Source organism: Pigmentiphaga litoralis (assembly GCF_014651835.1).
In the GTDB taxonomy this organism is placed as follows: Bacteria; Pseudomonadota; Gammaproteobacteria; order Burkholderiales; family Burkholderiaceae_B; genus Pigmentiphaga; species Pigmentiphaga litoralis.
This window is the reverse complement of sequence record NZ_BMXQ01000001.1, coordinates 453,570-467,000: the sequence shown is the minus strand read 5'-3', so window position 1 is coordinate 467,000 and position 13,431 is coordinate 453,570. Positions and strand designations below refer to the sequence as shown.

General features: G+C 63.1%; 10 protein-coding genes. 5 read left to right on the top strand and 5 right to left on the bottom strand.

The window, feature by feature from the left end:
- Positions 1-64 precede the first annotated feature (64 nt).
- The 5 genes from IE116_RS01925 to IE116_RS01905 form a co-directional block, all read right to left on the bottom strand.
- Entirely contained in the window at positions 65-421 is a 357-nt protein-coding gene (locus IE116_RS01925; RefSeq protein ID WP_229827955.1) for a copper-binding protein, read from the bottom strand.
- 169 nt (positions 422-590) lie between these two features.
- On the bottom strand, positions 591-1,202 hold the full coding sequence (locus IE116_RS01920; RefSeq protein ID WP_308428198.1) for a cupredoxin domain-containing protein: 612 nt from the start codon (positions 1,200-1,202) through the stop codon (positions 591-593).
- On the bottom strand, positions 1,162-2,565 hold the full coding sequence (locus IE116_RS01915; RefSeq protein ID WP_189609295.1) for a multicopper oxidase family protein: 1,404 nt from the start codon (positions 2,563-2,565) through the stop codon (positions 1,162-1,164). The genes IE116_RS01920 and IE116_RS01915 overlap by 41 nt, the downstream gene beginning before the upstream one ends.
- 54 nt (positions 2,566-2,619) lie before the next feature.
- Positions 2,620-4,023 (bottom strand): TolC family protein, encoded by a 1,404-nt coding sequence (locus tag IE116_RS01910; RefSeq protein WP_229827954.1) that lies wholly within the window; start codon positions 4,021-4,023, stop codon positions 2,620-2,622.
- Between the two features lie 1,263 nt (positions 4,024-5,286).
- The gene (locus IE116_RS01905; protein WP_189609291.1) at positions 5,287-7,470 is read right to left on the bottom strand and encodes a putative bifunctional diguanylate cyclase/phosphodiesterase; all 2,184 of its coding nucleotides are present in this window, start codon (positions 7,468-7,470) and stop codon (positions 5,287-5,289) included.
- 381 nt (positions 7,471-7,851) lie between these two features.
- Here IE116_RS01905 and IE116_RS01900 point away from each other — a divergent pair, with 381 nt between their 5' ends.
- From IE116_RS01900 to IE116_RS01880, 5 genes are all read left to right on the top strand, one after another.
- Positions 7,852-8,577 carry a fimbrial protein gene (locus tag IE116_RS01900; protein WP_189609289.1) on the top strand — a complete coding sequence of 242 codons (726 nt, stop codon included), beginning with the start codon at positions 7,852-7,854 and terminating at the stop codon, positions 8,575-8,577.
- 131 nt (positions 8,578-8,708) lie between these two features.
- Positions 8,709-9,476 (top strand): fimbrial biogenesis chaperone, encoded by a 768-nt coding sequence (locus tag IE116_RS01895; protein ID WP_189609287.1) that lies wholly within the window; start codon positions 8,709-8,711, stop codon positions 9,474-9,476.
- 1 nt (position 9,477) lies between these two features.
- Positions 9,478-12,105, top strand: coding sequence for a fimbria/pilus outer membrane usher protein (locus tag IE116_RS01890; protein WP_189609285.1), 2,628 nt, complete (start codon positions 9,478-9,480; stop codon positions 12,103-12,105).
- Positions 12,102-13,046, top strand: a complete 945-nt coding sequence (locus tag IE116_RS01885; protein ID WP_189609283.1) for a hypothetical protein — start codon at positions 12,102-12,104, stop codon at positions 13,044-13,046. The genes IE116_RS01890 and IE116_RS01885 overlap by 4 nt, the downstream gene beginning before the upstream one ends.
- A gap of 59 nt (positions 13,047-13,105) precedes the next feature.
- Entirely contained in the window at positions 13,106-13,390 is a 285-nt protein-coding gene (locus tag IE116_RS01880) for a hypothetical protein (protein ID WP_189609281.1), read from the top strand.
- Positions 13,391-13,431: the final 41 nt, after the last annotated feature.

Here is a 13,431-nt window from a genome sequence, read left to right as displayed (position 1 = left end):
GCAGTGCTGGCCCCCCGGTCACCGGTTCGCAGCTGACGGTCCGCTGTGATTCGGACGGCGGCGATCAGTTCGCGGACTGCAACTGCGTCACCACGACCTGGCCGTTGTCGTTCAAGGCCGTGAACCGCACCTTGTCGCCGACCTTGACGTTGTCGAGCGCCACGCCTTCCTGGACACGGAACACCATCGTCATGCCAGGCATGTCGAGGTTGCGAATTTCGCCATGACGCAGTGTCAGCTTGCGGTTGTCTGCGTCGATGCGACGCACTTCGCCTTCGACCCAGCTGGGCGCTTCGGCCGGCACGTGGTTCATGGCCAATTGTTCGGGCGACATGCGCGGTTGCTGGGCAAAGGTGGATACGGCCGCGGTGGCGAGCACGGCGCCGAGCAGGCATTGCACGAGACGTCGTTGTTCAAACATGATGATCTTCATCCTTCGAAAGCTAAGAGAAATAAACAGAGGTTCAGAAATAATCAGTACACGGCGGACCTGGTCAGAACACCGCGCAAATTTCAGTGGGCAGCGCTTCGTCACGCGAAAGATATGGGTGCCAAACGTCAGTGCACTGAACGTTGGATACTGCCCGGGCTCAATGCCGGTGCGCGGCCCCGGTCGGGCGCGCGGAGGACGCGCTTTGGTTGCTGGCATCGCCCGCCCCGCCCGCCACCGCGACGTGCCCGACCATGCCGGATTCGAAATGCCCGGGCTGAAGGCACGCGAAGTCTACCGTTCCCGTTTCGGTAAATTTCCACACAATCTCACCGATTTGTCCCGGCGCAACACTCACCATGGACGGATCTTCATGCTCCATGCCCGGAAAGCGCTTCATCTGCTCGTAATGGGCCTGCAATTCAGCCTGCGTGCCCAGCACCAGTTCGTGCTTGATCTGGCCGGAATTCTTGACCCGCAACCGCAGCGTCTCGCCCTTCCTGACGTCCAGCCGCGCCGGGTGGAAACGCATGGTGTCGGTCATCTCGACGTCAATGGTGCGCGACGCTTGTGCCGGAACACCCGGTTGGCCGATGGGCGATTCAGGATGACCGCCGCCATGTTGGCCAGCGGCCCAGGCCGGTGACACCGCGGTGCTGGTGAAGATCAACATCGCCAAGGCCAGCTTGGCGGCGGAATGTGGAAAGTTGGACATGAGATAGTTTCCTTGATCAATGACCCTGATGGCCTTGCGGTTTGCGGATTCGGACATCCACACCCGCGGCGCCGGCACCGGTGGGCGGCATGGCGGCCGGACGCGCACGCGCAGGCTCGGGCACGACACCGGTGTATTCATAGGCCACCGTTCCGAGTGGATGCTTGAACCAGCCGGGATCGCGGTAGTCGTTGCGCGGCTGATCCCGTCGTACCTTCAACACACTGAACATGCCGCCCATCTCCAGCGATCCGAAAGGCCCCGTGCCTGACATCATTGGCAAGGTGTTGTCGGGCAGCGGCATTTCCATCTCGGCCATGTCGGCCATGCCGCGTTCGCCCATGACCATGTAGTCCGGAATCAGCCCGGTGATCTGCCGCGCCACATCGCCATGGTCGACACCGATCATCGTGGGCACGTCATGCCCCATCGCGTTCATGGTGTGATGGCTCTTGTGGCAATGCAGCGCCCAGTCGCCCTCCTCATCCGCAACAAACTCCACCTGCCGCATCTGGCCCACTGCGACATCCACACTGACTTCCGGCCAGCGCCCCGCACGCGGCGTCGGCCCGCCATCGGTGCCTGTCACGACGAACTCATGGCCATGCACATGAATGGGGTGGTTGGTCATGGTCAGGTTGCCCACGCGAATGCGGACCTTGTCGTTCTGCCGCACGTTCAATGAATCGATGCCAGGAAACACGCGGCTGTTCCAGGTCCACAGATTGAAGTCCAGCATGGTCATGATCCTGGGCGTGTACGACCCGGGATCGATGTCGTAGGCATTGAGCAGGAACACGAAGTCGCGATCCACCTCGTCGATCAGCGGATGCGGCGCCTTGGGATGGGTGATCCAGGTGCCCATCATGCCCATCGCCATCTGCACCATTTCGTCGGCGTGCGGGTGGTACATGAAGGTGCCGGGCCGGCGTGCGACAAACTCATACACGAAGGTCTTGCCCGACGGAATGCTGGGCTGCGTGAGCCCGGACACGCCATCCATGCCGTTGGGCAGGCGCTGGCCATGCCAATGCACACTGGTGTGCTCGGGCAGCCGGTTCGTCACGAAGATACGCACGCGGTCACCCTCCACCACCTCGATCGTCGGACCCGGTGACTGGCCGTTATAGCCCCACAAGTGCGCCTTCATGCCCGGCGCCATTTCGCGCACCACGGGCTCGGCCACCAGATGGAATTCCTTCACGCCATCCTGCATGCGCCACGGCAAACTCCATCCGTTCAGCGTGACCACCGGGCGATAGGGCCTGCCCGTGTCCGGTACCAGAGGCGCGGCGGTGGCGGCGGACGTCTGCGAGACCAGTTCAGGCAGGCCAGCCAGTGCAACCCGGTTGACGCCGCCGGCCGCCACCGCGCCACCGGCCAGGCCGGCGGATTTCAGAAAAGCTCTGCGGGAGGTCATGATGCCGCCCTCCTGTGCGAAGGATTGATGGAAATCGAGGTCTGGCTTGTGCAATCAATGCGCCGCATCGCTGCCTCCTTGTGCGGCCAGCATGGCGCCGCCTGGCGTTCCTGCGACCCCGGCGGTCGGCGCCGTGTTGCCCGACAGCGGCACGCCGACGATCGCCGCCTGCAAGGCGGCATCGGCCAGCCAATAGTTGCGCTGCGCATCGATCGCGGCGATCACGCTGTTGACCTGCGCGCGGGTGTCCGCCAGCAGTTCAAACACGCTGATGAACATGCCGTTGTAGCGAAGCACGTTTTCTTCGGCGATCAGCTTGCGCAGCGGCACCACCTCGTCGTGATAGTGGCGCGAAATGTCATACGCCGTCCGGTAGGCGCCATAGGATTCGCGCAGCTGGCTGCCCGCTGCCCGCAAGGTGGCTTCGAGCTGATGTGTCAGCGCCAGTGTCTGCGCACCGATCGCATCACGGCGCAGGCTGCCATCGTCGAATAGAGGCAGTCGCACGCTCACCTCGTAGCCATTGCGATGGGTCGACCCGCCCTCGCCCCGGTCGAACATCGTGTCGTGGCGCACGCCCAGTTCGATGTCGGTCAGGCTCGTGATGCGCGTCAATCCTTGCGCCCGGGCCGCCGCTTCATACGACGCCTGCGCCAGCCGCACGTCCAGCCGCGCCGCGCTGGCCGTGCTGGCGGCACGCTCGGGCGACGTCGGCGTCTTGGGCAGATCCGGCAAACGCGCCGGCAATTGCAGCCGGGCGGCCTGCGCTTCGGTCAGCCCCAGCAACCGTTCCAGCTGCGCGCGCGTGGCCGTCGCAGTCTGCCTGGCGGACGCCCACTGCGTGGCCGCGTCCGCATAAAACGCCTGCTGACGCGCCCGTTCGAGACGGCTGAAATTGCCCGCCGCCTGCATGCGACGCCCTAGCTCGGCGCTCGCCTGCGCCGCATCGTTCACCTGCTTGGCGTAGGCCACCGATTGTTCGGCGGCCACTGCACGAACCCAGGCCTGCCGCACCTGCGTCACGTGCGCCACCACGTCACGCGTCAAACGAAGCGTGGCCTGCGCCGTCCGCCGCTGTGCAATGCCGTAGCGCTGCGGCAAGGTAATCAGATCCAGCAGACCAAAGGCCAGCAACCGGCCAAACTCCAGTTCGTCCACCGTGCGCATGCGCTCGAAGTCGAACACCGGATTCGGCAGCCGGCCGATCTGCGCGCCATTGGCCGCATCGGCCCACGCCTGGGCCAGCAAGGCCTGCAACTGCGGGCTGTTCTGCAGCGCCAGCTGCACTGCGGCGTTCTGGTCCAGGGGCTGGGCGAGCAGGCCTTGCGCCGCGGCTTCGCGGTCGCGCTGCTGGGCGGGCGTGCGCGCCAGTTGCAATTCCCCCAGGGTGAAGTCGGCAGCGTCGTCATTGCTGGTCCCGACGACCCGGTCAATGTCCACCGAAGCGCAGCCAGCCATGGCGAATGTCAGGGCAAGGACCAACGCTGTGCGTGGAAAACTTCGGGCCGGCGTGGGGGATCTTCGCAGCGCGGTCATGGGCGGGCCCCTGTTGCCGAGGGAGTCTGATCGGCATGCCCGGCATGCTGGAGATCTGCAGGATGGCGGACGCTATCGCTGCCATGAGCTGCCGCTGGGGCTGTGCCTCTACCACCGGGCGGCGTTACGGCTCCGCGATCGGCAGGCGCATGCGCCGCCTTGGCATGGGCCCGCCAGCCGCCGATATCGGCCGCGTCGCGGTTGGCCGCTGCCCAGCCGCCAACAGGCTGATCGGCAAAACTGCGGTAGTCGTCGAATGCCGATCGGTAGGCAGGCGCAGGCGCGGTCGCCGTTGCGGGTACACCTGCCGGTGCGGGTGCGGGTGCGGGTGCAGCGACCGCGGCGGGCGAAGCCGCGGCAGGCGAAGCCGTGGCAGGCAGCACTGCCTGAGCCGACGCAGAACTCGTCGCCCCGACGGCAAGCGCTATCGCCCACGCCTGGATGGATGAAATGATGGGATGAAACATGATGTCCTCACGGAACGTCGTGGGAACCCGCCGTCGTCAACAACGACAGGAACGAACGCAACGAACGCGGAATGACTCAGCCGGTGCCAGGGCGCGAAGCGCCGGCGACGATCAGGAGGAGTCGATCCGCTACGCGAGGAAAGCTTGGGGAGGGCGCTCGGGGAGCGCCAGGTCGGGCGATGCGGGTGCGACAAGAAGCGTGGGGATGACCCGCAACGAGACCGAAGGACTGGTAATGGGACTCATGCAAGTCGGCGCCGCCCCAGGACTGCACGGCGTGCAGCCCATGCAGCTGGCGCCATGAGCGGTGTGTGTGCCACCCTGGATCCCGTCGTCAGCGCCACCGTGTGTGCCGCCCTGGATGCCAGGGTGGTGCATGCCGTCGTGTTGCATGCCGTCGTGTTGCATACCGTCGTAATGCATGCCGTCGTGTTGCATGCCGTGGCGCTCAACTGCGCCGCGTTGCAGGCCATTGTGCGGCGACGGGTTGTGCACGTCCTCATGATGCGCAGACATGTCGCGCCGACCCGCGTCATGGGCCATCGACCGCGCCCCCGCACCTGCCAAGGCACCGGCCAAGACCGCGTCGCATGCCGTCATCCGCGCAGCGGCATACCCCTGCATCGGCAAGGTCAGCAGCAACGAAAGGGTGAGCAGGAGACGCCACAAGCACTTGGACATGATAGTGAAGAGTGTACCGTAAGCCCGTCGCAGACCGTCAGCTGGCAGCCACCTCCGACGTACCCGAGACCGGCTCCAGCCAGTCGGATGCCGGCGCAGGCCGATGGAAAAGGTAGCCCTGGCAAATGATGTCGGGAACACGGTCTCTCAGAAATTGCGCCTGTTCAAGCGTCTCGACGCCCTCCGCCACCACACGCAATCCATAGCTGTGCGCCACGCGCAAAATGCTTTCCAACAACGAAGCCCCCGCGGCATCCACCGGCGCATCCTGCACGAAATACCGATCGATCTTGATCTCGTGGATAGGCATGCGCTTCAAGTAAGAGAGCGACGAAAAACCCGTGCCGAAATCGTCGAGCGCAAATTCGATCCCGAACGCCGATAGCTTGTGAATCTTCGCGAGCACGTCATCAGGATCAGCCACCAACACGTTTTCATTCAGCTCGAGCGTCAGTAACCCAGGATCCGCGCCGGTCCGGTCAAGCGTGTCAATGATCTGCTCGGCAAAATCGCCCTGCTGGAACTGCCGAGCGCTGACATTGACGGACAACCGCATCCGACGGCCTTCCGCCTTCAGCCGCAACTGCAACAGACACGCCTGCGCCAACACCCATCGATCGAGCATGAGAATGAGGTCCGTTGCCTCCGCGATCGGCAAGAACGCCGCAGGGGAGATCAAGCCGTCCTGGGGGTGCTGCCATCTCACCAGCACTTCCGCACCGGCCACCTCCCCTGCCGGGCGCACTTGCAATTGCAGATACAACTGCAATTCGCCCGCCAGGATGCCGCGCCGCAACTCGTCTTCCAGGCGCGAGCGCCTCACGGCGGTTTCGGCCATGGACGGCTCGAACATGGCCAGACGTCCGTCTCCCGACAGTCGTGCACGGCGCAGCGCAGTGCTGGCACGCCCCAAGGCAGCCTCGGCGGTGTCGTGAGGCCTCACGGGAAAACATGTCGCACCGACGCTGACGCTCAGGTTGACGCTCAACGGTTCATCTTCGAACATCAAGGGCCGTTGCAACTCGATCATGAATGCCTCGGCCATCGTGCGCGCTTCACGTTCGCCCCGGCGAGGGTCTGCGTCGACGTCCTCAAGCAACACGGCGAACTCGTCGGCGGCAATTCGGGCGACCGCGGCGCTATCGCCCGCCAGCCGCCGAAGGCGCGTCGCCACGGTGCGCAACAGCCGATCGCCGGTTGCGATTCCGTAGAGCTCATTGAAACTGGTGAAGCGATCGATGTCGAGCAGCAACAGTACACGTGGCCGGGATGCCTGGCCGCCTTCCACTGCATGGATCGCGTACAGCCGCTCGAATAGCCATTGCCGATTCGGCAGGCCGGTCAACGGATCGTAGCGGCTCAGCCGGCGCATTTCTTCGGTAGCCCGACGCAATTCGGTGACATCCTCCTTGTATTCGACGTAATGGGTCGTGTCGCCCGTCAGGCTGCGCAGCGGCACGACAGTGACCGCCTCTACGATCTCTTCGCCGCTCCGGCGACGGTTGATGACCTCGTCGGCCCAACATTCACCTCGTGCAAGGACAGTGTCCAGGCTCGCTTTCTGAAGAACGCTCAAGCCGTTGTTCGAACGCACTGCCGACAGATGGCCTACCGCCTCGTCGCGTCGCCACCCCGCGCGCTTCAGGTAGGCATCATTCACGTATTCGATCCGGCCCCGCCGATCGGTAATGACAATGCTGTCCGGATGTTTTTCCACCGCCCTTCGCATCGCGTTCAGTTCGCGCTCCAGCACTTGCGACTCGTCCAGCCGTCGGCGCAGTTGCTCCAACTGACGCTTCTGCGCGACAACGAGGCAGCAGGTCGTCCATGCCGACAACGCGAGCAATGTCGCGGCGTAAGGAACGGTCATGTGCCCCGCCAGCGAAAGCGGTTCCACGAGCGTCTGTGTCACATGAAGCACCATCAGCATCACGACGACAAGAGCCGACGCCCAGGCGAGCGCCCGCGCATTGGATCTGCCCGCCAGCCGGGCTGTCAACCCGATCACGAGGGGATACGTCAGCAGCGCGGGGGACGCCAGCCCACCCGTGATCGGCAGGCGCAGGCTGCAGGCCGCCCAGACGCTCCACATCAGCAGCAACGCCGCGGCACGAGGGTGGCCGGCACGCGTGCAGCACAACGCAACAGTGGCCAGGCCCGCAACTGCAAGGTCAGGCGCAATCCGGGATGGGCTGCCAGGGTCGTTGACAAGCGCGACCACGAGCAGACTGCATATCGTCAACGCCACGCCACTGAGATACAGGAACGACTGGTGGGACGCACTGCGGTCATCGGATTGGCAAGTCGGTCCCACAGGGGGTTCGGAACTGAGCACGTTCTTTCTCGGAAATCTCGCACCGCCCCCAGGGCCGGCGATGACGGGCCGCGCCAGTAGCGGGCAGCATCAACGCCGGGGGAGAGTCCCGACAGAGGATCGGATGGGCAAGGACAGTCGGGACGCGCGGCGAGTGCGCCGATGGTGAGTCATCCACGTCAGACGTGAAAATCGTAATTCGTCCAAATTCCAGGCATCGGCGCGTTGGCAGACAGACCTCTGACAACATTCTGATTTTTAGATTTTTTACGATGTTCGGGGATTCCCGTGGCCTGCATCATTTCACCATCGATGCAGACAACGCGCCGCCAACACTTCGACTGGCAACGCATTTGTTTTTGCACCGAGCCAACCTTGACTCAAACGGTGCCCATTATGAAAAAGTTTGCCCTCGTCGCCACTCTGTTTGCTGCCTTGCCTTTCACTGCGTCCGCGCAGTCAGCGAACACCATCAACTTCAAGGGGACGATCGTCGACACGGGCTGCTCGGTTTCGAGCTCCACAGTGTCGGGCGGTGTCGCGAACCTGCCCGCGAAAACCGACGGTATCGAAGTCAACCTGGGGACGGTGGCCGCAACGGACATCGGAACCGCAGGCACCGCATTCAGCGGTGGCGCAGGCGTGCCGGCCGGCACCGGCGCCAATGTCACATTGACCTTCGACTGCGGCAACGCGAAATCGGGAGGCACCGGCGGTGGCGCCCCCACGAAATTTACCGTGTCCTTCAATGCCAAGAACAGCGACATCGACAACACGGCACTTGGAACGCTCAAGATCGCCGGCGGCACCGGCGCCGCAGCAGGGGTCGCCATTGCCCTGTTCCAGGATGAAAAGCTGATCAACATCCAAAGCAGTCAGGCTCCGGTCACCGGAAACATTGCCAACGGCAAGGGGACGATGAACCTGCGTGCGATGTATGTCCGCAACGGTACGGGCGCGATCGTTCCCGGGATTGCCAACGCATCACTGCCGTTCACGCTGCGCTACGAATAAGCACGCGTCCCGCCCAGGCATCGCCAGACGGGACCCACGCGGTCCCGTCTGTACGTTAAGCACCGCATACAGGGCGCCAGCCGCGCGCCGTAATACTCTCCTATCCCCCTTCACTTCTGAGGAGACCCGTCTTGTCTCGCCCATGCATCCTGATGATGGCGCTGCGGTCGCTGGCACTGGCCATCGTCCTTTCTGTATCAGCTCCCGCGGCACGCGCCGCGATCGTGCTTCAGGCAACCCGGGTCATCTTCGACGCTTCCAACAAGGAAGCCACGATGCTGGTCAGAAACGACGGCATGGAAGAAGCATTGATCCAATCGTGGATGGCGTCTTCCGACGACAAGGACGATGCGCCCTTTGCGCTGGTCCCTCCCCTGGCGCGTATCCCGCCGCAAAGCTCGCAGTTGCTGCGCATTCTGTACGAAGGTAGCGGGCTGCCCGAAGACCGGGAATCCGTTGCGTGGCTTTACGTACAGGACATCCCGCGCAACCCGGCAAGCGAAAATGTCCTGCAATTGGCAGTCCGTCATGCGGTCAAGGTGTTCTACCGTCCGCGCGGCTTGAAGGGGAACGTGGCTGACGCCCCCCGCGCGCTGATCTGGCGACGTGTCAGTGGTCCGGATGGGACAGCCATCGAAGTGACCAACCCCACTTCCTTCCACGTGTCCATGGTCGGGATTCGTACCGGCGACGGTGACCGTGCACACACGTTGGCGGACGGCCAAATGATCGGCCCACAGGGCACGCACCGGTTTCCGCTGAATGCAGCTGCCGTCAGCGATGACCTGCTGGTGAACTTCACCAGCATCAACGATTACGGAGGTGATGACGTCTTTCAGGTGTCGTTGAAGCCGAACGCCACGGCGTACGCATCGCCGGTCGTTACCAAGGTGCCGTGACATGCCTCGCCGCCTATTCGCGCTTCTTCGCACGCGCCGGATCGCGCTGGCCGCGTGCGCCGTGGCATCCGGCGGCGCCTTTGCCCAGCCCGCGCCTGGCACGCAGCCCTCATCGACGCTCGGCGCCGACTTCGCCCCTGGTGCGACGCGCGCGCGTGCAAGCGGATTCAACTCCCAATTCCTGACCGGCAGTATCCCGCCAAGCGATCTTGAAGAGTTCCTCAAAGGCAATGGTGTGTTGCCGCGCAATTATTGGCTGGACGTTGCCATCAATCGCGTGTCGGCCGGGCGGCACAACATCAGTTTCGTGCGCGACGATGCACTGGGCAAGCTCGTACCCTGCCTCACCATGTCCGCACTGGAAGACTTCGGCGTCGAGGTGAATCGCTTGCGCAGCCGCGGGATCGAACAAGGGCTGGAAGCCACCGCGCCCTGCGTGGACCTGCCCCGCCTGATTCCCGAGTATCAGTTCGACTACCAGCCCAATCGCCTGCTGTTGCTGCTGAGCGTGCCGCAAGCGTGGATGCGCCCGAATGCCAGCCGCCGGGTGGACCCATCCAAGTGGGATGCCGGCGCAACGGTGGCATTCACCAACTACAGCGCCAATACCCGTCGCGACTGGCGCGACAACACAGCACCGGTCAGCAACACGTTCGTGGGACTGCGCAACGGCGTCAACCTGGGTGCCTGGCGGTTGCGCAACGACTCCAATGTCGTCAGCAGCACCTTCGGAGGGACAGCGTTTTCCAGCAATCGCACCTATGTGCAACGCGACATCGATGCGCTGCAGGCGCAGCTGACACTTGGGCAGCTGTTTACCGATGGCCAGGTGTTCGATTCCGTGCGCATCCGCGGGATGTCGCTAAGAATTGACGAATCGATGCTGCCTTTCAATGAGCGCGGCTACACGCCGGTGGTACGTGGCATCGCCGAGACCAATGCGACGGTGGAAATCCGCCAGAATGGCTATCTGCTGAGCAGTACACCGGTGTCGCCCGGACCCTTCGTGATTGATGATCTCTACCCATCCGGTTCAAACGGCGAACTGGAAATCACCCTCATCGAGGCGGGTGGACGGCGTCGAGTGACCCGACAGCCATTCGGCGCCTTGCCCATGATGGTGCGAGCCGACGCGCTGCGGTATCACGCCGCGCTGGGCCAGTACGATGGCGGCACCCGCGCGGACGCCCGCCCCCATCCTGCGGTATTCGCCGGCACGCTGGCCTGGGGCGCTCGAGAAAACTTTACGGCGTTTGGCGGCGTGCAGGCCAGCAGCGGGTTTCATGCCATCAACCTGGGCGGCGCCGTCAATACCTTCTGGGGCGCCCTGTCTACCGACCTGACGCAGTCACGCAGCAATGTGCAAGGCGCGACTACCAGCGGCCAAAGCATTCGCCTGCTCTACAACAAGACGTTTACTCGCACCAACACGAACTTCACGCTGGCAGGCTACCGATATTCGTCAGAAGGATTTCGCACGTTTCAGAATCACGTCGACGAACGCGGACTTGCTGACTCTGTCGGCAACGGTGCCTACGCCTATGCCGCCGTCCGCATGCGGACCAGTTTCAATGTCAGCGTCTATCAGCAACTGGGCGAACGGCTCGGCAGCGTCTACCTGAGCGCCAATGACCAGACTTACTGGAATTCCAGCGGAAATCGACGCACGCTACAAACGGGCTACAGCAATACGTGGGGCTCGGTCGCCTATAACTTTTCCCTTTCTCATACGAGTGACATCAACGCATCCTACCCAGGCGGCTTTTCGTATCGGGCAGGGTCCGACACACGAGCCATGCTGACACTGTCAGCACCGCTGGGCACCGGACGCCACGCGCCGACGGCGACGAGCTACTACAGCGACGGCAACACGGGCGGCAGTTCGATGTCCTTGGGACTGAACGGCGCGTTGCCCGTCGAACGGGATATCTACTATTCGCTGTATGCAAACAAGGATACCCAGGTGGCAACATCCGGCAGTCTGTCGGGTCGGCTTCCCGCCGCGCAAGTCAGCGCATCAGTGAGTCAAGGCAAGGGCTACCAGAGCGCGTCGTTTACGGCCAATGGCGTGGCGGTGGCGCATGGCGGCGGGATCAACTTTGGACATTCCGCAGGCGAGACGTTCGGACTGGTTCAGATCGCCGACACCCGCCATGTCGGCCTGCAGGGCGGCGGCACGACAGGCGCGAACGGCTATGGGATAGTGCCTTACCTTGTGCCGTATGCGCGCAATCAGGTTGGTGTCGATACCCGCAAGACCGACAGCGATATCGAAATCGAGCAGACCTCGCAGCATGTGGTGCCGCGACGCGGCGCCGTCCCCTTGATCGTATTCAAAGGCTCGACCGGCCGGCGCGTCCAGTTCGAGCTCATCGCGTCGAACGGCATCCCTCTGCCGCTCGCGGCGTCCGTAGAAGATGCAGACGGGCGGCAACTCGGCATCACCGATGTCAAGGGGCGCGCCATGCTCTTTCTGCAGCAAGACAAGGGGCTTCTGCGAGCCAGGTGGAATCGCAATGTATGCGAAGCGGAATACACCTTGCCGGACCGCGACCCAGCCAAGGCATTCCAGCGCATGAAGCTGGTTTGCCAGATTCGAAGCGACAACCGTATGCAGGCGACACGATGACATTCCCGACCCCGAGCTCGCGTCCCGCACGCTCTGAAATTCAGGATCCGAAAGCCCTGACCGGCAAGACGCGGATCGAGGCAAGGCGCCGTTCGAGCCATCTTGTGACTGCGCTGACCACGTGCGTGTGGCTCCTTGGCATCCTGGCCTGCGGACAGGCGGCAAGCCAGTCGGTCAAGTGCGCCTCGATGACAGTGAGTGACAGGCGCGACACGAATTTCAACGGGGAGTACGAACTCTACGTCAGGCAAGTGCCCGCAATGATGAAGTCGATTGATCGGGTCAATTCCAGCCAGTGGTATGCACTGACACCAGGTTTCACGATCGCCACACAGTCCTGGGCAAACCGCGTGTTGTGCTTCGAAGCCAACGCCGGTGCCGCGCCCATCTATCTGAAGGTGGTTCCGTCGGAAAGCTACCTGAATGCGTTGAAGACCAATGGTCTGGATCTCAGAATACGCAGCACGATCGAGGCTCCGTCTGACGAGCTGATGTTGATACGCGACGGTGTCACGCCCGTGCAGGGGCGTTTGCTGGAGCTCAAGAATTTTCGATCCGTGCAGTGGAGCGATCCTACGTTCCCATTCTATTGGTCGCCCCACAGCCGGCCGGAAACTTCAGGCCACGTTCCATGGCTGAACATTCAGCTGGACTTCGTTGTGGCCGATTCAACGCGAGCCGATTCCGACGCCCGACGGACCATCGTCATACCCCGGGGGTCTGATATTGCACTCAAAGTGATGGCGCTGGGCCATGAAGCCACCGGCCTCGAACTGTTCCCTTTGGCCAACAGCAGCGAGATGACCTTCGGTGTCTGCGCTCCACCGGTCATTCTGGTCAACGACATGAGCACGAGTGTCGCGACCATCGATATGGGCGTGGTGCCGCTCGACCTGCTCAAGCAGGAGCAGCGGGTCGAGCAGCCCTTTCCATCACCGTGAAGCCACGACCCCGGGTATCAACTGCATGCTTGGCAAGCCGGGGCAACAAAGGTCCTGCAATGCGATTCGTGGCGACCGGCGGACGATTCCGCAACGGTCTGTTCCATGGCGAATCCGGCAACCCGGCCTACCCGGGAAACAGCATCGTCGGCGTGCAGATTCGTGACGGCACCAAGGTGCTGGGCGCGAACCTGGGAGATTCGGACACCGACACAGAGGTCAGGTTCACACAAGCAAGCGGCAATACCCGAAACTTCACGGCGATCGTGAAATACCTGGTCGGCGGTACGGAACGTGTGGGTCCGTTTCTGATTCCCGTGACCCTCGAGGCTTACTACAACTAAGCCCCTGCCTGGCAACTCACGAAGCGATCCACTTATGTCAT